This is a genomic window from Streptacidiphilus pinicola (assembly GCF_003258295.1).
In the GTDB taxonomy this organism is placed as follows: domain Bacteria; phylum Actinomycetota; class Actinomycetes; order Streptomycetales; family Streptomycetaceae; genus Streptacidiphilus; species Streptacidiphilus pinicola.
In genome coordinates this window covers 1-25,541 of the sequence record NZ_QKYN01000043.1, presented here as the reverse complement: position 1 = coordinate 25,541, position 25,541 = coordinate 1, and the positions used below count along the sequence as shown (strand labels likewise).

Annotated in this window: 20 protein-coding genes; 7 read left to right on the top strand and 13 right to left on the bottom strand. The window is 72.9% G+C overall.

Features of this window, described 5'->3' with window-relative positions:
* Nucleotides 1-54: 54 nt before the first annotated feature.
* The 11 genes from DN069_RS12315 to DN069_RS12265 form a co-directional block, all read right to left on the bottom strand.
* The gene (locus DN069_RS12315; protein ID WP_243639130.1) at nt 55-1,155 is read right to left on the bottom strand and encodes a 3-oxoacyl-ACP synthase III family protein; all 1,101 of its coding nucleotides are present in this window, start codon (nt 1,153-1,155) and stop codon (nt 55-57) included.
* 5 nt (nt 1,156-1,160) lie between these two features.
* Nucleotides 1,161-3,524, bottom strand: a complete 2,364-nt coding sequence (locus DN069_RS12310) for a beta-ketoacyl-[acyl-carrier-protein] synthase family protein (protein ID WP_111500977.1) — start codon at nt 3,522-3,524, stop codon at nt 1,161-1,163.
* Nucleotides 3,525-3,563: 39 nt separating this feature from the next.
* Complete coding sequence (locus DN069_RS12305) at nt 3,564-4,868, bottom strand: beta-ketoacyl-[acyl-carrier-protein] synthase family protein (protein WP_111500976.1); 1,305 nt, start codon at nt 4,866-4,868, stop codon at nt 3,564-3,566.
* Nucleotides 4,869-4,897: 29 nt separating this feature from the next.
* A complete protein-coding gene (locus tag DN069_RS12300) occupies nt 4,898-6,169 on the bottom strand; it encodes a beta-ketoacyl-[acyl-carrier-protein] synthase family protein (RefSeq protein WP_111500975.1) in 1,272 nt (423 codons plus the stop codon).
* An 18-nt stretch (nt 6,170-6,187) separates the two neighbouring features.
* Nucleotides 6,188-6,712 carry a holo-ACP synthase gene (gene acpS / locus DN069_RS12295; protein WP_111500974.1) on the bottom strand — a complete coding sequence of 175 codons (525 nt, stop codon included), beginning with the start codon at nt 6,710-6,712 and terminating at the stop codon, nt 6,188-6,190.
* Entirely contained in the window at nt 6,681-7,097 is a 417-nt protein-coding gene (locus tag DN069_RS12290; RefSeq protein ID WP_111500973.1) for an acyl carrier protein, read from the bottom strand. The genes acpS and DN069_RS12290 overlap by 32 nt, the downstream gene beginning before the upstream one ends.
* Nucleotides 7,098-7,189: 92 nt before the next feature.
* Entirely contained in the window at nt 7,190-8,182 is a 993-nt protein-coding gene (gene fabD / locus DN069_RS12285; RefSeq protein ID WP_207892127.1) for an ACP S-malonyltransferase, read from the bottom strand.
* Nucleotides 8,179-8,430: an acyl-CoA carboxylase subunit epsilon gene (locus DN069_RS12280; protein ID WP_111500972.1), complete on the bottom strand. Its 252-nt coding sequence runs from the start codon at nt 8,428-8,430 to the stop codon at nt 8,179-8,181. The genes fabD and DN069_RS12280 overlap by 4 nt, the downstream gene beginning before the upstream one ends.
* The gene (locus DN069_RS12275; RefSeq protein WP_111500971.1) at nt 8,427-10,064 is read right to left on the bottom strand and encodes an acyl-CoA carboxylase subunit beta; all 1,638 of its coding nucleotides are present in this window, start codon (nt 10,062-10,064) and stop codon (nt 8,427-8,429) included. Before DN069_RS12275 ends, DN069_RS12280 begins: the two co-directional genes overlap by 4 nt.
* 121 nt (nt 10,065-10,185) lie before the next feature.
* Nucleotides 10,186-12,138 (bottom strand): AfsR/SARP family transcriptional regulator, encoded by a 1,953-nt coding sequence (locus tag DN069_RS12270; RefSeq protein WP_111500970.1) that lies wholly within the window; start codon nt 12,136-12,138, stop codon nt 10,186-10,188.
* A 204-nt stretch (nt 12,139-12,342) separates the two neighbouring features.
* Complete coding sequence (locus DN069_RS12265; RefSeq protein WP_111500969.1) at nt 12,343-12,840, bottom strand: DUF6879 family protein; 498 nt, start codon at nt 12,838-12,840, stop codon at nt 12,343-12,345.
* Nucleotides 12,841-13,211: 371 nt separating this feature from the next.
* Between DN069_RS12265 and DN069_RS12260 the strand changes: the two genes are divergently transcribed.
* A complete protein-coding gene (locus tag DN069_RS12260) occupies nt 13,212-13,637 on the top strand; it encodes a winged helix-turn-helix transcriptional regulator (protein ID WP_111500968.1) in 426 nt (141 codons plus the stop codon).
* A 53-nt stretch (nt 13,638-13,690) separates the two neighbouring features.
* Here DN069_RS12260 and DN069_RS12255 read toward each other — a convergent pair whose 3' ends face one another.
* Together DN069_RS12255 and DN069_RS12250 are read right to left on the bottom strand one after the other, a co-directional pair.
* Nucleotides 13,691-15,085: a nitrosuccinate lyase gene (locus DN069_RS12255; protein WP_111500967.1), complete on the bottom strand. Its 1,395-nt coding sequence runs from the start codon at nt 15,083-15,085 to the stop codon at nt 13,691-13,693.
* Nucleotides 15,082-17,064: an FAD/NAD(P)-binding protein gene (locus DN069_RS12250; RefSeq protein WP_111500966.1), complete on the bottom strand. Its 1,983-nt coding sequence runs from the start codon at nt 17,062-17,064 to the stop codon at nt 15,082-15,084. Before DN069_RS12250 ends, DN069_RS12255 begins: the two co-directional genes overlap by 4 nt.
* Before the next feature lie 666 nt (nt 17,065-17,730).
* On the opposite strand from DN069_RS12250, the gene DN069_RS12240 reads away from it, so the two are divergent.
* The 6 genes from DN069_RS12240 to DN069_RS12215 form a co-directional block, all read left to right on the top strand.
* Nucleotides 17,731-19,293 (top strand): AMP-binding protein, encoded by a 1,563-nt coding sequence (locus DN069_RS12240; RefSeq protein WP_111500964.1) that lies wholly within the window; start codon nt 17,731-17,733, stop codon nt 19,291-19,293.
* Entirely contained in the window at nt 19,283-21,031 is a 1,749-nt protein-coding gene (menD, locus tag DN069_RS12235) for a 2-succinyl-5-enolpyruvyl-6-hydroxy-3-cyclohexene-1-carboxylic-acid synthase (protein WP_111500963.1), read from the top strand. The genes DN069_RS12240 and menD overlap by 11 nt, the downstream gene beginning before the upstream one ends.
* Nucleotides 21,032-21,098: 67 nt before the next feature.
* A complete protein-coding gene (locus DN069_RS12230) occupies nt 21,099-22,082 on the top strand; it encodes a 1,4-dihydroxy-2-naphthoyl-CoA synthase (protein WP_111500962.1) in 984 nt (327 codons plus the stop codon).
* 11 nt (nt 22,083-22,093) lie between these two features.
* A complete protein-coding gene (locus DN069_RS12225) occupies nt 22,094-23,257 on the top strand; it encodes an AMP-binding protein (protein ID WP_111500961.1) in 1,164 nt (387 codons plus the stop codon).
* A 9-nt stretch (nt 23,258-23,266) separates the two neighbouring features.
* Complete coding sequence (locus DN069_RS12220) at nt 23,267-24,370, top strand: oxidoreductase (RefSeq protein ID WP_111500960.1); 1,104 nt, start codon at nt 23,267-23,269, stop codon at nt 24,368-24,370.
* Nucleotides 24,363-25,541 (top strand): isochorismate synthase (locus tag DN069_RS12215; protein WP_111500959.1); only part of this gene is annotated, 1,179 nt, incomplete at its 3' end. The genes DN069_RS12220 and DN069_RS12215, both read left to right, overlap by 8 nt.

Sequence of the window (25,541 nt, the reverse complement as noted above, 5' to 3'; positions counted from 1 at the left end):
CGCCGCCTGGCGGTGCGGGGCCAGGACGGCGCGGGTGTCGGACGGGTGCGCGGGTCAGGTGGGTGTGGGGGCGTGCCAGGTCAGCGCGAGGCCGGTGTAGACGTAGCGGCTGGCCTCGATGCCGAGCAGCACGATCCGGTCGCCGGGCTTGATCCGGCCCGAGGTCCAGCCCGCGTCCAAAGACAGCGGCACGGCGGCCGATCCGGTGGCCCCGACCTCGGCGAGGTTCTCCACGACCCGCCCGTCCAGGGCGGCGATCTCGTCCGGGGACAGTCCGGCGTGCTCGAACTCGTCGGCGAAGTAGTCGGCGTTGCCCTCCGGCAGCACGATCGCGTCGAACTCGCCGAGGCTGCGGCCGTCCTTGGCGGCCATCTCCTTGATGGCGCGGACGAACACCTGCGGCCCGAAGGTGGAGGTGCCGGGCACGTCGATCTTCATCTGGATCAGCTGGCGCCGCTGCAGCTGCTCCTCCTGCGGCACGTCGGTGCCGCCGCCGATGATCTGCATGCCGGGCTTGCGCAGGCCGCCCACGCAGGCGTTGACGAACGCGAACTCGTCGGCCGGCCCGTTCTCCCCGGCGGGTTCGGCGCGCATGATCACCGCGCCGGCGCCGTCACCGAAGGTGTAGAGCATCAGCCGGTCGCGCATCCGCACCCGGTCCGGGTCCATGCCGAGGAAGTGCGGTGCCAGCACCGGCGATCCGGCCTCGCTGCCCACCACCAGGGCGGTGCGGGCGGTTCCGTCGGCCAGCTGACGGCGGGCCAGGTCCATGGCCTGCACCCAGCCCGCGCAGGCGCCGCGGATCTCGATCGCGGCCACCGACTCCAGCCCCAGGTAGTGCTGCAAGGTGGTGGCGACGTTCGGCAGGGTGTACTCCGGCGTCGCGGTGCACACCACGATCAGGTCCAGGTCCTCGGGTTCCATGCCGGCGCGCCGCAGGGCCTGGCGGGTGGCCTTCTCGGCCATCCGGGTGTTGTTGATCAGGTGCTCGCCGGTGTCGGGGTCGATCATCCAGTAGCGGGTCTTGACCTGGATGCCTTCCAGGACGTCGTCGGGCAGCGGTCCGACGAACTTCTCCAAGGTGGCGTTGTCCAGTGGCTCGCCGGGCACGAACGCCCCGGTGGAAACGATCTTCACGTCGTACGCGGTCGTCATCAGCGTTACTCCGTATCGGGAAGGGTGGCGGGGGACAGCACGAGGCAGGTGTGGGTGCCGCCGAGGGAGGAGCTGTTGAACAGGGCCGGCCGACGGTCGCCGCCGGCCTGCCAGGCGCCGACGGCCAGCACGGCCGCGAGGTGCGCGCCGGCGCCCACCGGTTCGCCGAGCAGCCGCTTGGGCGCCTCGACCCGCACCGGTGCGGCGCCGAACACCCGCTCGAGGGCGGCTTGTTCGGGGCGGTCGGCGGCGGCCAGGCCGGCCGCGTTCGCCCACACGGTCCCGATCTGGTCGGCGGTGAGGCCGGCGGTCGTCAGCGCGCCGCGCATCGCCCGCTCCACACCGCCGCCCGCCGGGTCCCAGCGGCCGATACCGAGCGCATCACTGGCGGTGGCGTGCCCGTGCAGCACGGCGTGGATGTGCGCGCCGCGCCGCTCGGCGCTGCTGCGGCGTTCCAGCACCAGCGTGATGCCGGCCTCGGCGAGGGTGTAGCGGCGTCCGGCCGCGGACCCGAACAAGGCGATGCTGCGGTAGGCGGCCAAGGTGGCCGGCGAGAACGCCTCCACGGCCGGCACCAGCAGCCGCTCGGCGCGGCCGGCGCGCAGCAGGTCGTAGGCGACGCCCAGGGCGGCGGCGCCGGCCGCGTGACCGGAGGTCAGCGTGGAGGTCGGTCCGCGGGTGCCGAGCGCCATGGCGACGTGGCCGGCCGCGCCGTTGTACACGGTGTTGGTGAACACGGCCGGGTTGGCCTCGGACGCGCCCTCGGCCAGCACCGGGACGGTGAACCGTTCGCTGCTCTCCATCGGGCCGATCGCGGTGCCCAGCACCACGCCGGTCGCGGCCACGGCCCCAAGGTCGCCGTCGGCGCCGGCGTGGGCCAGGGCGGCGCGGCAGGACGCGACGGCGAGCTGGGAGACCTTGTCCATGCGGCGGCGCTCGCGCGCGGTGCCGGCGGCGGTGCGGTCGAACTCGGCGCGGGCGATGCGCAGTCCGTCCTCGACCTGCCCGCTCGCCTCGCCGGCCGCGTAGGCGTCCCACAACACCTGGGCGCCTTCGCCGGCGGGGGTGATGACGCCGAATCCGGTGACGACGATGTCGTCGCCCGGCCCGTGGGGGGCACCGGCGGGGGCGCCCTGGCCGCCGGGGCGGGCGAACGCGAGGGAGGCGTTGGCGCCGGCGAACCCGAAGTTGTTGGACAGCGCGACATCGAGCACCATCGGGCGGCCGGTGCCCGGGATCGGGTCCAGGCCGCAACCGGGGTCGGTCTCGGTGAACGACGCGGTGGGCGGGGCGATCTGGTCGCGCAGGGCCAGGACGGTGACGATGCCCTCGACGGCGCCGGCGGCGCCGAGCAGGTGCCCGATCATCGACTTGGTGCTGGACAGCGCGGTCTTGGCGGCGGCCTCGCCCAGCGCGGTGCGCACGGCGTTGCTCTCCGCGGAGTCGTTCTTCTCCGTGCCGGTGCCGTGGCCGTTGACGTAGCGGATGTCGTCGCCGGTCAGGCCGGAGGTGTCAAGGGCGGCGCGGATCGCGCGGGCGGCGCCCTCGCCCTGGGGGTGCGGGGCGGTGGGGTGGTAGCCGTCGGCGGACAGGCCGTAGCCGAGCACCTCGGCCAGCACCGGGGCGCCGGTGCGCTCGGCCGCCTGGCGGGACAGCAGCACCAGCATGCCGCTGCCCTCGCCGAGGGTGAGCCCGGCGCGGTCCTTGGAGTAGGGGGCGGCGGGGGTGGGGGACAGCGACCACAGGCTGGAGAACCCGGCGAACGCGGACTCGGTGAACGCGTCGCTGCCGCCGACCAGCATCGCGTCGGCGGCGCCGGTGCGGATCGCCTCCAGGGCGTGGGCGAGCGCGTGGGCGCTGGCGGCGCAGGCGGTGTTGACGCTGAGCACCGGACCCTTCAGGCCGAACGCGGCCGACAGGGCCTCGGCGCCGGCGTGCGGCGGCACGAAGGTGTAGCGGCGCCAGTCCACGGGCTCGCCCAGCATCCGGTCGCGCAGGGCGAGTTCGGCGCTGCGCCAGCCGCCGTGGCAGGTGCCGTAGGAGACACCGAACCGTTCCGCCGCGATGTCGGCGCCGACCGTCAGACCGGCGGCGGCCATGGCCTCCTCGGCGGCGGTCAGCGCGTAGTCGATGGTCAGGTCGCGCCGGTCCACCCCGGGGGCGTAGTCGTATCCGGGGGTGCCCGGATCGGTGACCTCGCCGCCCAGGGTGGTCTGGTAGTGGTCCATGGGCAGGCGGCGCACGGGCGCGATCGCGACCTGCCCGGCGCGGACCTGCTCCCACAGGGCCTCGGCGCCCCGGCCGTGCGCGGTGATCGCCCCCACGGCGGCGATCACGACGCCGACGTCTCGGTCCCCGACCTCGGTCATGCCTGCTGCTCCTTCCGGTGTGGATGTGGCCGCCGGGGCTCAGGCGGGCTTGGACAAGGTCAGCGCCACGGCCTGTCCCTCGATGCCCCGGGCCAGCGCCATCGCGTGCGTCGGCGCGGCCTCCCGGGCGGAGCCGCGGATGTGGTCCAGGGGCGCGCACACCGGGTCGAGGTGGTCGAGGTTCAACGTGGCGGGCAGCACCCCGTGGTGCAGGGCCAGCGCGGCCACCGCCGCGTTCAGGGCGCCGCCGCCGCCGACCAGGTGCCCGGTCTGCGGCTTGGGGGTGCTGACCGGCACCCGGCCGGCGGCATCCCCGAGCGCGGTGCGCAGCGCGAGGGCCTCGCTCGCGTCGCCCTGCACGGTCCCGGAGCCGTCGGCGGCGATGTAGCCCACCTCGCCCGGGTTGAGGCGGGCGTCCTCCAAGGACCGCCGCACGGCGCGGGCCAGGCCGCGCCCCTGCGGGTCGGCGGCCGGCGGGGTGCGGGCGTCGTGGCCGGCGCCGTAGCCGGTCAGTTCGGCGTAGATCCGGGCGCCGCGCGCCAGCGCCGCCTGCTTGTCCTCCAGCACCAGCAGTGCGGCGCCCTCGCCGGGCAGTCCGCCGCTGCGCTCGCGGTCGTAGGGCCGGTAGGCCTGCCGGCCCAGCTCGTTGCGGGTGGTCAGGATCCCGAGCCGGTCCAGCAGCGTCATCGACCACCAGCTGGTGGCGTCGTCGTAGCCGCCCGCGATGGCCACGTCCGCGTCCCCGCGGCGCACCGCGCGCATGGCCCGGCCGATCGCGTTGGCGCCGGCGTCGGCGTAGCCGGCGAAGAAGGTGCTGGAGCCGCGGATGCCGTAGGCCTGCGAGATGTTGAACACCGCGCCGGCGGGCAGTCCCTCGACGAAGAACAGCGGCGGCATGATGACGTCGCCGTGCCGGGCCAGGTGCTCCAGGTCCGCGGTGCCGTCGGGGCGGCGGATCACCTTCAGTTCCTCGATCAGCTGCTCCATGCGCCCGAGCGACTTGTTGCCGCCCAGGTACAGGCCGGTGCGGTAGCCCAGCTCGTCGCCGCCGGCCTGCTTGTGGGCGAGCCCGGCGTCGTCCAGGGCGATCCTCGCCGCGGCCAGCGCCAGGCTGTCGCCGCGGTTGACGGTGCGCAGCTGACGCTTGGTGGCGTAGCGGGTGGCGTCGAACTCGGGCATCTCCGCGCCGAGGCGGGTCTGCAGCGGCGCGGGGTCGTAGGCCTTGATCGGGCCGATGCCGCTCTCGCCGGCGACCAGGGCCTTGAAGGTGTCCTCGGGTCCCTCCCCGAGCGCGGTCAGCAGCCCGATGCCGGTGATGACGACCTGCCGTCCGCCGCCGCTCACTGGCGCTCCTTGGTGTCCGTGTCGGGTCGTCATCGGTTCTCCTCGTAACGCCCCACGACGAGCCCGACGTTGGTGCCGCCGAACGCGAACGCGTTGATCAGGGCGTGCCGCACCTGGTGGCGGCGGGCGGTGTTGGGGACGAAGTCCAGGCCGAGGCGCCGGTCGGGGGTCTCCTGGTTGAGGGTGGGCGGCACGACGCCGTGGTTGATGGCGCCGATCGCGGTCAGCACGCTCAAGGCCGCGGACGCGGCGGTGAGGTGGCCGGTCATCGACTTCGGGGAGCTGATCAGGACCTTCTCGGCGGCGTCGCCGAACACCTTCTTGATCGCGGTGGTCTCGGACAGGTCGTTGCCGGGGGTGCTGGTGCCGTGCGCGACGATGTAGTCGATGTCGGCCGGTTCCAGGCCGGCGTCCGCGATGCAGGCCTCGATGGACTCGATCGCGCCGCTGCCGTCGGGCGGGGAGTCGGTCATCCGCCAGGCGTTCAGGCTGGTGCCGTAGCCCATGACCTCGGCCAGGATGTTCGCGCCCCGCTCCTTGGCGGCTTCCAGTTCCTCCAGGACCAGGGCGATGCCGCCCTCACCGAGGACGAATCCGGTGCGCTCGGCGTCGAAGGGCCGGCTGGCGCGCTCGGGCTGGTCGTTGAAGTCCTTGGTCAGCGCGCCCAGCAGGCCGAAGCACAACACGTCCAGCCAGGTCGTCAGCGAGTCGTAGCCGCCGGCGAGCATCAGCTGCGCGTCGCCCTCCTGCAGGGAGCGGAACGCCTCCCCGACCGCGTGCCCCGAGGCGGAGCAGGCGGTGGACACCCCGAGCATGGGGCCGGTCGCGTCCAGCATCCGGGCCATCGCCGCGGAGGCGATGTTCTGGCTGTACTCCAGCGACTTCGACGGCGCGAAGGTGGTGAACGCGTCCGCGCGGCCGGTGGCGTCGCGCAGCGCCCCGACGTCGACCAGCCACTGCAGCGGCGGCCGGTCGATGCAGGCGCCCATCGCGACGCCCATCTCCGCGCTGTCGTAGGTGTGCTGATCGACGCCGGCGTCGCGCAGCGCCTCCCAGGCCGCGGCGACCCCGAAGGTGCCCGGCCGCAGCAGGTGCCGCAGTCCCACGCTCGCGGGGACGGCGCCGGCGAGGTCGAAGTCCTTGACCTCGCCGGCGATGGTCACGTCGAAGCCGGCGGTGTCGATGGTGGTGAGCCGGCCGACTCCGCTGCGCCCGTCGACCAGTCCCTGCCAGGTGGTGGGGGCGTCGTTGCCCAGCGGCGTGACGGCGCCCACGCCGGTGATGACCACCCTGCGGCTCATCGCCGGGCCTCCGTCTGGTCAGGCCTCATGCCCTTGTTCTCCTTCTGTCGTAGGCGTGGTGGGGGCTGCTTGGGGGTGGGGCGCGGTGGGCAGGCACACCATGACGGCGTGTGCGACGGCCAGGCCTCCGCTGTGGCTGAGGGAGAGGTCGATGTAGTGCATGCCGAGCGCCTTGGCGACCGCTTCGACCTCGCCGTACAGCCGGACCCGGGGACGTCCGGCGCGGTCGTTGACGACCTCGATGTCCGTCCACTCCATGTGGGGGCCCATGCCGGTGCCGAGCGTCTTGAGGACGGCCTCCTTGGCGGCCCAGCGGCCGGCGAGGTGCTCACCGATGTGCTTGCGCCGGTAGCAGTAGGCCAGTTCGCGGGCGGTGAACACCCGTTCCCTCAGCTCCGGCTGCGAGGTCATCAGCTCCTCGACGCGGGACACCTCGGCCAGGTCCATGCCGGTGCGCACCCACAGGGGCGGCGGGGCGGGTCCGTCCGGTGATGACCGCCCCGCGCCGCGCTCACGCAGCGGCCGCAGCGAGGGCGGCAGCACGCTCGGTCACCAGGTCGGTCAGGTTCTTGACGGTGAACAGGGACAGCACCTCGTCGGCGGTGAGCTTGCCGGCGAGCGCGTCGACGTCGATCTGGGGCAGGGACCTCTTCAGCTGCGCCAGGCCGACCTCGTTGATGATGTCGTTCTCGTCGGCGAACTCCTCGTCGGGGATGCCGCCCTGGAGCAGTTCGGCGATGTCGGAGACCTTGATCTTCACGTCCGCGGCCTTCTCGATGCGGAACAGGACGTCGAGCAGGTCGATGGACTCGGCGTCCAGGTCGCCCAGCAGGGTGGCCTCCGGCACGGCCTCCTCGATATCGATGCCGAGCGCGTCGGCGACGGCCTCCGCGACGATGGCGGCGAAGTCTTTACCGTTGTACGACATGTGTCCTTGACCCTTCGTGGAGTTCGGCTGGGGTGCGGGCGCCCCATCTCGGTCGGCGCGCCCGGCGGTGGGTTGGCGGGGCTGGTGGGGCGTCAGGACGCCAGGGGCTGTTGCCAGGTGTCGGGGGCCAGTTCGCCGTGCAGGGCGGTGAGCCTGCGCGGGTCGCCGGTGGAGCGGGTGCGGGCCTCGGCCAGGGTGCGGCGGGCCAGCCCGGACAGGACCCGGCCGGGCCCGATCTCGGTGTAGGCGCCCACGGGGTAGGCGGCGGCGGTGGTCAGGACCTCGACCCAGCGCACGGGGCCGGTCAGCTGACGGCGCAGCAGGTCCCTGGCCTCCTCCCCGGAGGTGATCCAGGTGCCGGTGACGGAACTGATCACCGGCAGGACCGGGTCGGCGAACGGGTGGGCGGCCAGCGCGGCGGTGAACTCCTCCTCGACCACCGACATCAGCTCGCAGTGGAACGGGGCGCCCACATCGAGGGTGACGACCTTCTCCGCGCCGGCGTCGAGTGCGGCCTTGCCGGCGATCTCGACGGCCGCGGCGTGCCCGGAGATGACGGTCTGCAGCGGCTCGTTGTAGTTCGCGACCTGGACCAGGCCCGCCGCGCCCGCATCGGTGCAGGCGGCCTGCACCTGGTGGGCGGGCAGACCCAGCACCGCGGCCATCGCGCCGGGCACCTCGCCGGCCGCCTCGCCCATCAGCTGCCCGCGCAGCCGCACCAGCTGCAGCGCCGACTCCAGTGTCAGCACACCGGCGGCGACCAGCGCGGGGTACTCGCCCAGGCTGTGGCCGGCCGTCGCGGCCGGCTGGTAGCCGGCCGCGCGCAGCAGCTCCCACACCGCCAGGCTGGTGGTGGCGATCGCGGGCTGGGTGATCTCGGTGCGGGCCAGCTCGGCGGCGCCGCCGGTCACGCACAGCTGCGCCAGCGGCAGGTCGAGGATCTCCTCGGCGCGGGCGAACAGCGCCCGCGCGGAGGGGTAGGCGTCCAGCAGGTGCCCGGCCATGCCGGGCCGCTGCGAGCCCTGTCCGGGGAACATGGCCAGGCAGCCGGTCGATCTGTCGCTGGGGCCGGTCCAGCCGGTCATCTGCCAGTCCTTTCGTGGGTCGGGGCAGGGTTGCGCTGCCAGATCGCGGGGTCCGCCTCGGCGGCGGTGTGCGTGTGCTTCCAGCCGGCCGGCCGGCCCCAGCGGCGCCGCGCGCCGCCCAGGGCCTGGCCGGCCGGGTCGGGCGCGCCGCCGCGCAGGGCGGCGAACACGACCAGCAGCGAGGCCAGTTCCTCGGGGGTGGGGTTGCCCCGCAGGACCGTGAGCGCGGCGGTGCCCGGGGCGCTCACAGCGGCTCGTTCCCGTGCTTGCGCACCGGCTGCCGGGCCCGCTTGCTGCGCAGCATGTCCAGCGACTTGATCAGCACCCGCCGGGTGTCGGCGGGGTCGATGACGTCGTCGACGTGCCCGCGCTGGGCGGCGACGAACGGGTTCATCAGCTGCTCGGTGTACTCCGCGACCAGCTCCTTGCGGAGCTTCTCCGGCTCGGCGGCCGCACGCAGCTGCCGGCGGAAGATGATGTTCGCGGCGCCGTCGGCGCCCATCACCGCGGTCTGGTTGGACGGCCACGCGAACGACAGGTCCGAGCCGATCGACTTGGAGTCCATGACGATGTACGCGCCGCCGAACGCCTTGCGCAAGATCACCTGCACCCGCGGCACCGTCGCCTCGCAGTACGCGTACAGCAGCTTCGCGCCGCGCCGGATGATCGCGTTGTGCTCCTGGTCGGTGCCGGGCATGAAGCCGGGCACGTCCACCAGGGTCACCAGCGGGATGTTGAACGCGTCGCAGGTGCGCACGAACCGGGCGGCCTTCTCGGAGGAGTCGATGTCCAGCACCCCGGCCATCACCGCGGGCTGGTTGCCGACGATCCCGACGGTGTGGCCGTCCAGGCGGGCCAGCGCGCACACGATGTTCGGCGCCCAGCTCTCCTGGATCTCCAGGTAGTCGCCGTCGTCGACGATGTGCCCGATCACCGTCCGGATGTCGTACGGGGTCCGGTCGTCGACCGGCACCAGCCGCAGCAGCTCCTCGCAGCGCCGGTCCGCGCTGTCGGTGGGCCGCGTGTACGGCGCCGACTCGGCGTTGTTCGACGGCAGGTAGGACAGCAGCTCGCGCACGCCCTCGAAGCACAGCTCCTCGTCGGCGGCGACGAAGCTCGCCACGCCGGTGCGGGTGCCGTGGGTGTAGGCGCCGCCGAGCTCCTCGTGGGTGACCTTCTCGCCGGTGACGGCCTGCACCACGTCGGGGCCGGTGATGAACATGTTGGCCATGCCCTCGACCATGAACGTGAAGTCGGTCAGCGCCGGCGAGTAGACCGCGCCGCCGGCACAGGAGCCGAGCACCACGGAGATCTGCGGCACCACGCCGGAGGCGCGGACGTTGCGGGCGAACAGCTTGCCGAATCCGGCCAGCGCGTCGATGCCCTCCTGGATCCGGGCGCCGCCGCCGTCGTTGAGGCCGATGACGGGGGCGCCGACGGAGTCGGCGAAGTCGAGCAGCTGGTGGATCTTCGCGGCGAACGTGGCCCCGAGCGCGCCGCCGCGGACCCGGGCGTCGTGGGCGAACACGAAGACCGTACGGCCGTCGATCTCGCCCCAGCCCGTGATCACGCCGTCGCCCTCGGGGTGGGAGTCCTCCATGCCGAACCCGACGGCCCGGTGCTCGGCGAACAGCCCCAGCTCGGTGAAGGTGCCCGGGTCAAGGAGTTCCTCGATGCGCTGGCGGGCCAGCAGCTTGCCCTTGCCCAGGTGCCGGGCGTCGGCGTCCGGGTCGTGCCCGTAGTGGGCCTGCGCCCGACGGGTGGTCAGTTCGTCGGCCAGTTCGGCCATGGTGGGCGCGCGTGCCGGTATCGGTGGTTGCGGATCCGTGTCGGTCCGCCCGAGGTCTGGCAGCACCGCCTGGGGAGTGTCCGGAGGCGTCATTGGCGGTCCCACTCCTTCCTGCCCAATCGCGTAGGTGGCTTCGGAGATGACTGTCCGCCACCGCGTTGGGCGCTGGGCTGGAGTGCGTCTTGACCGCGGGTGTATTCCCATGTGGGCCCCGCTAGAAGGACGCTTGGACGGCGGCTCGAACAGCGCCCGCCGCGCCTTTGACCAGACCTTGGGCGGCGCCCGGTTCCCGGCCGGCGCTCAGTTCCTGGGCGAAGCTGCGCTGCAGGCCGTCGAGCCGGTAGCGGGTGGGCAGGTCGGCCACCGCCGGCTCGGCCACCGACAGGAAGTGCGCCTCCACCAGCTGCTCGCAGGCGTCCTCCACCGCGGCGAAGTCCTTGCCCAGGACCGGGCAGGCCATGTGGGCGTCGAACTCGGGCACGTCCAGGTGGGCCAGGCACCGCAACGCCTCGCGGGCGTCCTCGGGCAGCGCGTCGTAGGACGCGGCGAAGCTGGCCCGCACGCTCAGCGAGCTGTGCGCCAGCTCGTCCAGGCGCCGCGCCTCGTTGCCCAGCCGCTCCGCGTAGCGCGCCAGCGGCCAGTGCGGGCGGGTGTTGAGCCGCACCGCCGCGGCCCTGAGCGCCAGCGGCAGGCCGCCGCAGTAGCGGGCGATCGCGGCCGCCGCGGCCGGCTCCCGGTTGACCCGCTCCGCGCCCAGCATCCGCGCCAGCAGCCGCAGGCTGTGGCCGTGCGGCAGGTCCGGCAGCTGCAGCACCCGGGCGCCCAGCGGCGCGGCCAGCCGGCCCCGGCTGGTGATCAGCACCCCGGTGTCCGCGCTGCCCGGCAGCAGCGGCTGCACCTGCGCGTCGTCGACCGCGTCGTCCAGGATCAGCAGCAGCCTGCGCCCGGAAAGCGCCAGCCGGTAGATCTCGGCGCGCTCGTCGGGGTCGGCCGGCAGCCGGTCCGGGTCGGTGCCCAGCGCCCGCAGCAGCCGGCCCAGCACCGCGTGCGGGTCCGCCGCCCGCGCGCCGCTGCCGCGCAGCGCCGCGTACAGCTGCCCGTCGGGGAACGCGGGCCGCAGCCGGTGGCCCAGGTGCACCGCCAGCGCGGTCTTGCCGGCCCCGCCGCCGCCGACCAGCACCACCGCGTGCGGCTGCGCGCCGGCCGGACCGGTCAACGTGCGTGCGATCTGGTCGAGTTCACGCTCGCGCCCGGTGAAGTCGGGCAGGTCCAGCGGCAGCATCGCCGGCACCGGCACGGCCGGCGGCGCGGCTCTGGGCTCCGGCGCGGCGAACACGCCCACGCCGTGCGTGCCGGTGCCGTGGGTGACCGCGCCCTGCGGCTCACCGCCGCGCTCGGCCGCGCCCGCCGGTGCGGGGTCGGCCGCCTCGCCGCGCAGGATCGTCTCGTACAGCCGCTGCAGCCGCCGCGAGGGATCGGTGCCGAGCTCCTTCGCGATCAGGCGCCGGATCGACTGGTAGTACTCCAGCGCGTCGACGCTGCGCCCCTCCAGATACAGCGCCAGCATCAGCCGCTCGCACAGCTGCTCGGACAGCGGGTCGGTCAGCAGCGCCGCCCGCAGCTCCGCCAGCACCGCGCCCGGCCGTTCCAGACGTATCTCGGCGTCCGCCCACTGGCTGAGCGCCTCGTGGTGCAGCTGCCGCAGCGTCTCGCGCAGCCGCGCGGCCCAGTCGCTCTCCATGCCCCCCAGCGCGTCACCGCGCCACAGGTGCAGTGCCTGCTGCAGCAGCGCGCTGCGCTCGGGCAGGGCCAGCCCCTCGCGCTGGGCGCTCTTCAGCAGCCGGCGGAACCGCACCAGGTCCACGGTGCCGGGGTCGGCCGAGACCTGGTAGCCGGTCGGGGTGCGCACCACGCCGATCGGCTCGGGCAGTTCGGCCGAGGCGCGCGCCAGCGCCCGGCGCAGCCGGGTGACGTAGGTGTGCACCACGTTGCGGACCCCGGCGGGCGGCTGTTCGCCCCACACCCGGTCGACGAGGGACTCCAGCGGCACCGGCCGCTCCGGGTCGACCAGCAGGACTCCGAGGATGCTGCGTTGCCGTGCGGGGCCGAGATCGGCCAGGGCGGTGCCCGTCCACAGTTCTATCGATCCCAGTATCCGGAGCTCCATCGAAGATCACCCGTATCCCTTCACTGTCCGGAAAGCTAACTCCGGCCGGTGCAGCGCCCCTTGATTCCCGCTCTGCTCCTGATTCCTTCACGCCCCGCCTCGGGCCCAGGTCGCGGGGCGCAGACGCGCGTCACCCGCCCCGCGCGGCGCGCGGGGCGGGTGAGGGATGCCGTGCTGCCGGGGGTCGCCGGGCGGGGGTGCGGGTCAGGCCGCGGTGGGCTGCCTGCGCGAGGGGGTGAACTCGGCGTGGTCCACCGCGCGTTCCCACACGGCCTCGAAGGCCTGCCGGCAGCGGCGGATCAGCTCGGGGTCCCGCGAGAACTCGTGCCGGCCCCAGGAGCCGTCGCGCTGCAGGTGCGTCCAGCGCAGCAGCCGGTCGTCGAACACCCAGAAGTCGTTGCCCGGCAGCAGCAGGTCCGCGGCGCGCTGCCGCGGCAGCCAGCGCACCTTCTCGCCGGCGGGCACGTTGACCTGGGTCGTGGTCTCCCACGCGTCCTGGACGACCGCGCCGGCCGGCTCGGGCACGATCCGCGCGCGCCGCCAGTCGATGCCGCGCCCGACCGCGTCGCGCACCAGGGCGGCGAAGTCGCCGTGTCCTTCCGGGGCGTGGACCAGGGTGCGGTCGTCGCGCAGCTGCAGGTGCCAGGCGCAGTGCTCGGTCTGGGCGATCAGTTCGGCGAAGGCGGGGAAGTTGCTCGACATGCGTATCTCCGGTCCGGGAACAGAGCAGGCCGCGGCCAAGCGGTCGGGCGACCTCGTGGAGCCGACTTCCAGGCCTTGCCCCTCAAGTGGAGCGGCCCGCCCTCGAACCGGGCTCGAGGCCCGCTCCGGGCGAAGGCGCGCCCAGCTCGGGCGGGGGAGCGGCCGACGAGCGCGGCGCCGGCCGCCAGGCTGGAGTCGCCCGGGGTTCGGCGCGAACCTCGCGCTCGACACCACGTCTTCGCAGGCCGGCATTTCGTATCCAGAAAAACTTGCGATCCGTGCGGAACCCTTCCCGGTAGGCCTGGTCGGGACCCGGTGTCCTCCTGGAGAGGCACGGGTCCTCGGCCACGGATTCGACATGAGGAGGTTCGATGTCGGTCACGGAGCTGGGGATCGTGCAGGGCGTGGAACTGCCCACCCGGGAGCTGCTGGAGACGCTGACCAACAAGTGGACGCTGCCGGTGCTGTGCGCCCTGCACGAGACGTCCCCGATGCGGCACGGTGAACTGCGCAGACAACTTGACGGAGTGAGCCAGAAGATGCTGACGGCGACGCTGCGCACGCTGGAACGGGACGGGATCATCGAACGCACGGTGTACCCCGAGGTCCCGCCCAAGGTGGAGTACCGCCTCAGTGGACTCGGCACCAGCCTCGCGGCGATCTTCTCCCTGCTGCAGTTGTGGGCGGCCGACCACGCGTCCGATGTCCAGGCTCACCGCTCGGACTCGGACGCCGTCGGAGCCCCGCAGGAGAAGCTCTCCGCGGGGCACCGGCATCGCGGGGCCCTGACGGCGTAACGCGAGTGCCCGGCCAGGGCCCGGCGCTCCCCGCCAGATCCCGTGACCACCCGTCAGGGACGTAGGGCCCGGTCGACCAGCTCGCCGCTCGCCCCGGTGTACCCGGCCGGGTCGCAGAGCTCTTCGAGCAGACCCTGTTCGGCCAGGACCCGCGCCTGCGGCATCTTCTCCAGGACCACGTGCAGCGGCTGCCGCTGTGCGGCCGCGGTCTCACAGGCGACGGTGAGCACGCGTTTCGCCTCGGCCTTGCCAAGGACCGGGGCCAGTCGTGCCGCCAGCCGCTCCGAGACGACCTGGCTGCCGGTCAGTTCCAGGTTGCGAGCCATCCGCGGGCCGTCGACCCGCAGTCCCTCGGCGAGCCTGGCCGCCGTGGACGCGGCGCCACCGGTCAGCCGCAGGCACTCACGCAGCAGCAGCCACTCGGCGTGCCATCCGCCCGCGGAGCGTTCGTCCTCGGCCGCAAGACACTGGACCAGCCCCGTGCACAGCGCCGGGACCTGGAGCGCCGCGCTGCGCACCAACGTGGCCAGCACCGGGTTGTGCTTGTGCGGCATGGCCGAGGAAGCGCCCCGGCCCGGGGCGGCCGGCTCGGCGACCTCGCCGATCTCCGTGCGCGACAGCGTCAGCACGTCCACGGCGAGCTTTCCCAGTGCGCCGGCGGTGAAGGCCAGTGCGGCCGCGAGGTCCGCGATCGGGGTGCGCAGCGCGTGCCACGGCAGGCGCGGAACGGACAGCCCCGTCTCCTTGGCGAACGCGGCGAGCAGCCGGGAGTGGAAACCGGTCCGCTCGGCGTCCGGCGCGTCCAGCCGCGCGTACTCCAGGTAGCCCGCCAGCGTGCCGGCGGCCCCACCCAGGGAGACCGGAAGTCCGTGGTCGCGCACGGCCCGCAGCCGGTCCTCGGCATCCAGTACCAACTGCCGCCATCCCGCCGCCTTCAGGCCGAACGTGATCGGGACCGCCTGGAGGGCCAGGGTGCGTCCGGCCATGGCGGTGTCCCGATGGCGCGCCGCCAGCGCGGTCAGCGCCCCGGCGGTGCGGTCCAGGTCCGCCAGGGTGAGGTCCAGCGCGCGGCGGGCCACCAGCATGGCGGCGGTGTCGAAGACGTCCTGGCTGGTCGAGCCGCGGTGCACGTACTGCGCGGCCCCCTCGTCCTGGCGGGCCACCACCTCGGTCAGGGCCTGCACCAGCCCGACCACGGGGTTCGCGGTCTCCCGGGCCGCCAGGGCCAGTTGCCGAAGGTCCATCGACTCGGCCCTGGCCAGGCGGGAGATCCGCGTCGCGGCGGCGGCCGGGACGCTGCCCAGCCGCGCCTGGGCGCGGACCAGCGCGGCCTCCGCGTCCAGCATGGCCTGCAGCCACGCCTCGTCCCCGACCGCGGCCTCCACCGCGGTGCCGGCGCGCACGGGGGAGAGCAACCCCGAGTCCGCAAGCGACGCGGTGTCGCTCATACGATCACCTCGACCGCGATCGGCGTCGCCTCGACGCCGGTGGTCGGTGTCGCGGACGGCGACAGCGCCGGCAGGGCCAGCACCTCGCGGGCGATGGCGTCCGAGTCCCCGAGGGTGACCGAGTCCACGCCCGGCCGGACACCGGCGGCGGTCACCCAGTGCACGGACTCGGTCGGCACGCCGTAGGCGAAGCGCCGCGGATGCGGCCGGCCGGCCCGGTCCACGACGCGGTAGGGCCGTTCGGTCACCGCCAGGCCGCCGGTCTCGTAGTCGCCGGCACCCTGCGTGGTGATGGTGTAGGGCCGGGCCTGGTCGGTGGCGAGCATGTGCCCGATCAGCGGATCGCGCGTGCGCCGGATGTCCGGCTCCGGCAGCCGCGCCTCGATCAGCGCCCGGGCGACGACGGGCGGACCGGGCACCCGCGGGCTGACGGCGGTGAAGGCGGGGACCGAGGTGTCCAGCCGCACCTCGGTGCCCGGTCCGGTCACGGTCAGTACACCCGCCTCGATCAGGGCGATCATCTCCTCGACGCGTCGCACCGGGGGGCCGATCGACAAGAACGCGTTGAGCGGTGTGTACCAGCCCTCCAGCTCGTCGCGGTGGGAGTCCCCGTCCAGTCCGCCGTGGTCGACCGCGAGCCGGATCTCGTTGCGCAGGTCCCGCAGGATGTCGAGGGCCGCCTTGAGCGGACCGCTGATGTTGCCGGCTCGTGCGGCGGCGACGTCGCCTCGCAGATAGCGGACCAGCCAGTCCTGGTAGTCCTTGCGGCCGGCGAAGCGGCGCGAGGCGACGGGATCGACGAGCCGCTCCCAGCCGAACCGGTCCGCCGGCGCTATCTCGCGGGAGGAGAGCAGCTGGGAGCCGTCCGCGTCCAGCGGCAGCGCCAGGTAGCGGTCGATGAACTCCTCGACCGAGGAGGCGGCGGCTCCCCGCGCACTCAACGTGGTGGCGTAGAAGACACTCTCCACCTCACGGGCGATCAGAGGCCACAGGTGGGTGCGGAAGCCGATGCGCTCCCCGTGCGCTGCGCGGTGGCGCAGCCCGGCGACGTACTCCGGGGTGAGCAGGCGCGGCCGGTACCGGCCGAACGGCCCCTTCTCGTTCTCGCCGCGGGCGTGGTACGGGATGCCGCGTCGGGAGAACGCGAACAGCCGCGGCTCACCTCCGGACCTGTGGTAGGTGAGCCCCGCCTCCCCCTGCACGAACGAGCCGCCGCGGCCGCTGGTGAACAGGGCCATGTAGTCGAAGAAGTTCAGCCCGAGGCCGCGCAGCAGCACGTTCTCCTCGGCTCCGATCGAGGTGAGCGGCACATCGGCCGGGTTGGCCGGGGGCAGGTACACCAGGCCGTGGATGCGGGCGAGGTCGGCGGTGCGCACCTGGCGGGCGGTCAGATGCGCGCCCACGTGGCCCTGGGCCAGGACCAGGGCGGACAGTCCGCCCAGCCGGGTGCCGTCCTCCAGGTTCACCGTCTGCGGGCCGCCCGGCGTCCCGAGGGTGTCGGCGACCGCGACGGCCCGCGAGCGGTGCTCGCGCACGGTGAGGTGGGCCGGGGCCTTGGCGACGATGGTGCGGTAGCAGTCGCGCAGATAGTGCCCGTAGAACCCGCGGCTGGGGTAGGAGTCGGGTCCCAGCCGGCGGGCCTCGGCCAGCGTCTGGGCGCCGTAGTCGCCCGGCTCGCCGAGCAACGCCAGACTCTGCGCCCACTCGTACAGGCTCGGTCCGGGCTCCACCGGCCCCGCGATCCGCACGCTGTCGTCGGTGAACACCGTGATCTGCGAGGCGACCGTGTTGGTCAGCAGCTGCTCCGGCTGGTCGGTCCGCCACACGGACCCGGCCCCGGCGGGATGTGGGTCCACCAGGTGCACGGTCAGCAGGTCGCACGAAGGCGCCGCGCGCTCATTGGCACACAGACGTTCCAGAACCGACAGGCCGCGCGGACCGGCCCCGATGATGCACACTTCGATGCGGAACTTGGGCATGAGAGATCTCCCGGGAGGATCGCCGGCCGTGCTGCGCTGCAGCCGCAGGCGGGAAAGGGAAGGTCGAGGGACGGGACGCCGACGGCGGACGCTGACGGGCGTCCGTGCGCCGGCACGTGACCGGCGACCAGCTCGGCTGTGTGGAAGGCGAGTTCAAGCGCTTGAGCCGGCGCCCGCGCGCCTCGCGCCTCGGGCCGCTCCGTCTGACCGGGTTGCCGTCGACAATTCCCGGCATCGTTGCCGAATGCTGAGCACCGGATCCGGTTTCCTCGGGATTTGCTCCGACAACAGTCGCCGCGGATGGAGCGGAAAACAAGTAGGAACTCTCAAGTTCCCAAGGAACACCGTGTCCTAGGCACCTTGAAGTGCCTACTTGTCGGCCATTTGGAGATCAGGTGATCCTGTTGGCCGGGAGATCCGATACGGCCCCAGGAGTACGCCGGAAATGACGTACTCCGCGGGCGGTGAAGAAAGTGGCATTTCCCAGGAATTCGCATCCCAGGTCCGCGCTGGGACCGCCCTCGTCCACGCGTCGGCCCTTCAGGACCCGGCCGCCGCGGACAAACACGTTCATGCCCACATTCGAGTCCACCGCCCGGAGGAGAACCGGGCAGCCATGCGCTACCTCGTGGACCGGCCCGTCGCCGTGGCCTGAAGGGAAAGCCGATGTTTCCGCTCAAAGATCTTTTCCGCCCGGTGTCCGCACCGCTGCACCTCTACGACAACTTCCGCACTGCGGCCGACACCTTCCCGAACTCCAAGATCCACCTCGACATCCCGCTGCGCGTGTTCCCCGAGCTCGGCACGCAGACCACCTACGCCGCCGCGGCCGCCGCCGTCGGCCACCTCGGCGAGCAGGCGATCCTTCTCGGCATCAAGCCCGGCGACCACGTCGTGATCTACAAGTCGGCGCTGTTCGACAGCTACCTGCTCGCCGTCGCCGTCTCCTACGCGGGCGGCGTTCCCGTCATGATCTCGCCGCACCTGGACGCCGAGACCGTCACCGTCATGGCCGCCCGGCTCAAGAACCCCTGGCTGCTGTTCGACGACGCGACCGCCGCCAAGGCCGACGCCATCGCCTCGGTCGACGCCTCCCGCAAGGCCCACACCGACACCGTGCGGGCGCACCAGGTGCACGCTGCCACCGGCCCGGCCCGCCGGCCGGACGTGCACGACATCGTCTACATGACCCACACCTCCGGGACGACCGGCATCCCGAAGCTGATCGCCCACTCACCGACCTCCATGGGCTGGCGCGTCACCTGGCAGCGGCGCGTGCTCTCGTTCCTGGACACCTCCGGCCTGGTGGCCTTCCACATCTCGCCGGTGCACAGCCGCTTCAACATCGGCATCGCCTCCCTGATGTCCTACGGCTTCCCCCTGCTCAACATCGGGGACCCGGGGGAGGACAACGTCGAACAGATGATGCGACGCCACCGTCCCCTCGCGATCGAGTCGCACCCCAACCACCTGGTCCGCTGGGCCTCGATCCTGGACCGGGACCCCTCGGTCTTCGCAAGCGTCCGCTACCTGCACTCGACCTTCGACGCCGTCAACAAGGGCACCATGCTCAAGTACCTGCGCGCGTCGAAGCACCGCATGCCGGTCTACCTCCAGGTCTACGGCCAAAGCGAGTGCGGCCCCATGGTGCTGCGGGCACACACCCGTCTGTCCCTGCGGTTCAGCAACGCCCGCTGGATGGGCGTCGGCATGCCGAAGCTGACCCGCGCCCGGGTGGTCGACGAGTCCGGCAACCCGGTGGCCCGGGGACAGCAGGGCGCCATCGAGATGTTCTCCCGGGGACGCGCCGTCACCTACTACGGCGAGCAGGACCGCTTCGAGCAGAACCTGCGCGGACCGTGGTGGAACAGCGGGGACCAGGGCGAGATCGGCCACTTCGGGCAGCTCGCCCTGCACGACCGTCAGGTCGACCTGATCGACGAGGTCAAGAGCACACTCGCCCTCGAAGACGCCCTGCTGGACAAGCTGCCGTTCCTCAACGAGGTCATCATGGTGCGGACCCCGGCCGGGGACCCCCAGCCGGTCATCTCCCTCACCGACCGCCGCACCATGGACTGGGACGCCTGGTGGGCCTGCGTGGCGGAAATGCCCCGCCTGGAGCGCCCCGTCATCCTGCCCTACGACCGGTTCCCCCGCACGGCCACCATGAAGGTCCAGCGCAATCGCCTGGAGCACCTGCTGCGCGACGGGATCAGCGATGCGGCCTGAAGGCGGCATCCGGCCCGAAGCCGGCCCGACCACCGACCAGGCGGCCCTCGTGGCGGCCGTCGTCGTCGACGAGCTCGTCCGCGGCGGCGTCCGTACCTTCCTGTACTGCCCCGGATCGCGCAACGGGCCCCTCGGCTTCGAACTGTCCCGCCGCGCCGAAGCCGGCGAACTGCGCCTGCACGTCCGCCTGGACGAGCGCTCGGCCGCGTTCGTGGCCCTCGGCATGGCCAAGTCCACCGGCGCCCCGGTGGCCGTGGTCACCACCTCGGGCAGCGCGGTCGCCAACCTCGCACCCGCCGCCGCCGAAGCCGACTACGCCCGCATCCCCCTGGTCCTGGTCACCGCGAACCGCCCGCCGCAGGTCCTTGGCACCGGCGCGTCGCAGACCGTCGACCAGACCCGGTACCTCCTCGGCCAGGTACGCCACGTCCAGGTCCTGGGCGGCGGCGGCGAACCGCCCGAGCAGGCCAACGCCACGCTCCGCTCCCAGGTCTGCCGCGCCCTGGCCATCGCGGCCGGGCGCCTCATGGGCGCGCCCGGCCCGGTCCAGATCGACGTACCGCTGCCCTCCGGGCTCCCGCCCTCGGCCCGCCGGATCCGCTTCCCCAAGGGCCGCCCCCAAGGCGGGCCGTGGACCCGCATCCCGGCCCGCACACCGCGACGCACCACCGCGCACCGGATCGACCTGACGCGCCGCACCCTGGTCGTCGCCGGAGACGGCGCCGACCTCACCCGCATCCCCGAGCAGGTCCCCTGCATCGCCGAGCCCACCGTGCCGACCGGCGGCCGGACCGTCCTGCACCCCTGGGTACTGGACTACGCGCGCCCCGAGCAGCTCGTGGTCCTGGGCCGCCCCACCCTCCACCGCAACGTCTCGCGGGCACTCGCCCGCCCGGACACGACCACGGTCCTGGTCAGCGACGGCGACGACGACTGGGTCTACGCCGCCCCCAGCATCGACACCGTGACCGCGCAGCCGGTGTTCACCGGCGAGACTCCGCGCTCGTGGACCGGGGAACTCACCCACCTCGACGAGGTGATACGCGACCACTGGTCCCGCGCCCTGCACCACCGGGCCCGTCCGCTCACCGGCGCCGACGTCGCGGCCACGCTGCTCTCCGCCCTGCGCCCCGGCGACATCCTGTGGCTGGGAGCATCCAACCCGATCAGGGACGTCTCCTTGACCGGCACGGTCCCGCACGGGGTCCAGGTGCTCTCCAGCCGCGGAGTCGCCGGCATCGACGGGAACATCAGCTCCGCCGTCGGAGCCGCCCTGGCCTCACCGAGCGCCACGGTGATCGCCCTGATCGGCGACCTGACCTTCGCCCACGACGCCTCGGGCCTGATGTCCGGTCACCTGGAACAAGTGCCCGACAACCTGGTCGTCGTCGTCTCCAACGACGCGGGCGGCGGCATCTTCGAACTGCTCGAACAAGGGCATCCCGCGTACCGGCACCACGAGTTCGGCGACACCTTCGAACGGATCTACGGCACGCCCCAGCACATCGACATCGCGCCGCTGTGCCAGGCCTACGGGGTCTCACATCGAAAAGCCCACCTCGAAGCGCTCCCCGACAGCCTCGACAAGGCCCGCGCGGAGAACCGCATCGCCGTCGTCGAGGTCCCGGTCGCCCGGACCACGCTCCGCGACGTCCACACGGCCGTACGCCACAGCATCGACGCGACCTGGGACGCCGCTCCGGCCGCGGCCCGGTCACTGGAACCCTCCCGCGCCTGAACCACCACCAGCGCACCGCCCAGCCCACCCGCGGCGGCCCCCGAAGCGAGCAGACACAAGGAAGATCATGACGACTGCGACGGTGCACGACACCCTCTCCGCGCCCAGCACGCCGGCCCCTTCGGCCAACCCGTTCGACCCGTCAGCCTGGCGGAACGTCGACGGCTTCACCGACCTCACGGACCTGACCTACCACCGAGGTGTGGAGCGTGACGCCGACGGCCAGGTCGTCCGCGACCTCCCGTGGGTCCGCATCGCCTTCGACCGTCCCCAGGTGCGCAACGCCTTCCGGCCGCGCACGGTCGACGAGCTCTACCGCACCCTGGACCACGCCAGGATGTCCGCCGACGTCGGCGCGGTGATCATCACCGGCAACGGTCCCTCACCCAAGGACGGCGGATGGGCCTTCTGCTCGGGCGGCGACCAGCGCATCCGCGGCCGTGACGGCTACCACTACGCCGAGGGCGAGACCGCGGAGACCATCGACCCGGCCCGCGCCGGCCGCCTGCACATCCTCGAGGTCCAACGGCTGATCCGCACCATGCCCAAGGTCGTCATCGCGGCCGTCTCCGGATGGGCCGCCGGCGGCGGCCACTCGCTGCACGTGGTCTGCGACCTCACCATCGCCTCGCGCGAGCACGGCAAGTTCAAGCAGACCGACGCCACCGTCGGATCGTTCGACGCCGGCTACGGCTCGGCGCTGCTCGCCCGCCAGGTGGGCCAGAAGTTCGCCCGCGAGATCTTCTTCCTGGCCCGCGAGATCGACGCCGACCGGATGCAGGCGCTCGGCGCCGTCAACGAGGTCGTCCCGCACAAGGACCTGGAAACCACCGCCATCGCCTACTGCCGGGACATCACCCAGCAGTCGCCCCAGGCGATCCGGATGCTGAAGTTCGCCTTCAACCTCCCCGACGACGGACTGCTCGGACAGCAGGTCTTCGCCGGCGAGTCGACGCGCCTGGCCTACATGACCGACGAGGCGGTGGAAGGGCGCAACGCCTTCCTGGAGAAGCGGTCGCCCGACTGGTCCGCCTATCCCTACTACTTCTGAGCGGAGCGACGATGCCCCCGATACCGCTCCGCCCGCTCCTCCTGCCCGCCGAGCCCGGCCGTGCCGTCGACCTCCTCCTGCACGAACTGCGCACCGCCAACAACACCGGCCACGCGATCGCACCGGTCACCGACCAGGCCCAGGCCGCCGCACTCCCGCGGCACGTCGAGGGCCGGACCGCGGTCGTGCTGTCCACCTCCGGCTCGACAGGAACCCCCAAACGGACCGCCTTGACCCACACCGCCCTGCGCGCCTCGGCCGCGGCGACCTCAGCCCGACTCGGCGGCCCGGGCGACTGGCTCCTGTGCCTGCCCGCCTCCTTCGTCGCCGGCTTCCAGGTCGTCCACCGCGCCTTCGCCGCCGGCACCGTCGTCCACACCCTCGACAGCCACCGGTTCGACCCGGCCGCGTTCACCGCCTCCGCCCGCACGATGCCGGCGGGCAGGCGCTACACCGCACTGGTCCCCACCCAGGTCCGGCGACTGCTCGACGACACCGGAGCACGCGCCGCCCTGGCCGGCTTCGACACGGTGCTCGTCGGCGGCGCCCCACTGGACCCCGACACCAGGGCACGGCTGGAGACCGTCGTCGACACCGTCGAGACCTACGGCATGACCGAGACCGGCGGCGGATGCGTCTACGACGGCATCCCGCTCGACGGCGTCCAGGTGCGCCTGGTCGACGATCAGATCCACATCGGCGGACCGGTCCTGTCCGACGGCTACCTCGGCGCGGACGAAACCGAGACGGGCCGCTTCTACACCCGCGGTAACACGCGCTGGTTCCGCACCGCGGACCGCGGCCGCTGGGAGTTCGGGCGCCTGCGCGTGCTCGGCCGCACCGACGATCTCATCAACACCGGCGGGGTCAAGATCCCCGCCACCGCCGTCGAGCGCGCCCTCGCCGGCGTGCCGGAGATCGACACCGCCGTCGTCATGGGCCTCCCCGATCCCGAATGGGGCGAACTCGTCAGCGCCTACCTGCACCTCAAGCCCGGTGCCTCCGCCCCCACCCTCGACGACCTCAAGGACCGGGTGCGCCGGCAGATGGGACGAGCGGCCGTACCGAAGCGGTTCGTGTTCGCCGACAGCGTGCCGCTGCTCCCCAATTCCAAGATCGATCGACTCGCGGTCCGGGCACGGCTGATGGACGCCGCCGTCTCGGCCCGGCCCTGAGGAGAACGCATGTCCGTCGACCCCTTCACGCCGGTGACCCTCGGCGACATCACCGCGAGCAGCCGCATCGTCATGAGCCCGATGACACGCCGCCGAGCCCACCTCGACGGAACACCCAGCGCCCTGATGCACGAGTACTACCGACAACGGGCCGGCGCGGGCCTCATCATCACCGAGAGCACCCACCCCGCGCTGATCGGGAAAGGACAGCCCAACAGCCCCCACCTGACCGACTCCCGCGACCGCACCGAGTGGGCCCGCATCGTCGACGCCGTACACACCCGCGGCGGCACCATCGTGATGCAGCTCATGCACTCCGGCAGCGCCGCCCATCCCGCCGTGAACGGAGGCCGGCAACCCCTGGCCCCGTCCGCGGTCGTCCCACGCCCGCAGACCCTGCTCGACGGCCGCCTGGTCGACCATCCGATGCCCCGGGCGATGACCCCCACCGAGATCGATCTCACCGTCGAGCAGTTCGCGCACGCCGCCCGCATGGCCGTCGACGCGGGCTTCGACGGCGTGGAGATCCACGCCGGCAACGGCTACCTCCTCCACCAGTTCCTCGCGTCGGGCACCAACACCCGCGACGACACCTACGGCGGATCGGCACCCAACCGCGCCCGGTTCCCCGCACAGGTCTTCGAGGCCGTCGCCGGCGAAGTCGGCCACCAGCGCACCGCACTGAGAATCTCGCCCGGACAGTCGGCCAACCGCATCCACGAGGACGACACCGCCCAGACCCACCTGGCACTGCTGGCACACCCCGGCGTCCAGCGCGCCGCCTACGTGCACACGGTCGCCGGCAGCCACCCCGACGTCCTGGACTGGATCCGCTCGTCCTGGCCCGGCGGATGGGTCGACAACATGGGAACCGCCCCCGACCAGAACAGCACCCAGGTCCTGAACCAACTGACCACCCACCTGGGCTCCGGACCCTCCGCGGTCTCGGTCGGACGACTGTTCATCTCCAACCCCGACCTCCCGGACCGCCTGCTGCGCCGCGCCCCGCTGACCACGCCGGACCCCGCCTCCTTCTACGGCGGCGACGCCACCGGCTACACCGACTACACCCCCTGGGACTACCAGACAGACAGGGAGACGACTCGTGTCTGAGCCCGTCCTGCACCGCCGCGAGCGAGCCGGCGTGGGCCCCGCCGTCTTCCGACTGCGCGGCCCGGCCACCTCCGTCGAACCGGTCGGCCCCCTCACCCGGTTCACCGATCTGGCCGCGGCGGAAAGCGCCGTCCGCGGCGCCGGGCACAGCGCCGTCGTCACCGGCGCCATCCCCTTCGACTCCGAGCACGCCAAGCCCTCGCTCTACCTCGGTACCCGCGGGACCGCCCGCCCCTCGAGCGCTACCGCAGGCGGCGCCCGGCCCGGCCGCTTCCTGCCCGATGTCGGCTTCAACGACGCCGAGGTGGCCGGCTACATCGAGCAGCTCGACCGGGTCCTCCCGATTCTGCGCTCACCCCACCACGCGCTGGAGAAGATCGTCGTGGCCCGGGCCGAACGGTTCACCTACACCGGGGTCCTGGACGCCCGGCAGGTCTACGAGCAGATCGCGACCGCCTACCCCCAGGTGCACAGCTACTTCGTCGAGCACGCCACGACACCGGGCCTGTACACGATGGGTGCCAGCCCCGAGCTCTTCCTCAAGAAGACCGGGGAAAGGATCTCCCTGACCCCACTGGCCGGCACCTTCCCCCGGGACCCGCACCTCCCGGCCGGACAGGACCGGGCCCGCGCCCAGGCCGCACTCCTGACCCCGAAGTACCTCGACGAGCACCGCCACCTGGTCGACTTCATGGTCAAGCACCTGGCCCCGTTCTGCTCCGAGCTCCTGCACCCCGACCAGCCCCAACTCGTGGGCGCACCCGGGGTCTGGCACCTGGGCACGCCGATCCACGGCCGACTCGCCGACCACCGCTACCGGACAGCCGACCTCGTCACGGCCCTGCACCCGTCCCCGGCCGTGTGCGGGGTGCCGCAGGAGCAGGCACGCGGACTGATCGCGGACCACGAGTCACCCCGCGGCTACTACGGCGGACTGGTCGGCTGGCTGGACGGCCGCGGCGACTGCGAGTTCTACATGGCCCTGCGCGGCTTCGAGCTCGACGCCCGACAGCGCCACCTCACCCTGCGAGCCGGAGGCGGCATCGTCGCCGACAGCCGTCCGCAGACCGAATACACCGAGACCGCCGCGAAGCTCTCCACCATGCGTCAAGTCCTCGGGATAGAACCCCCCGCCGGCGCCCCCGCCCCCCGCCCCAGGCAGCTCGCGCAC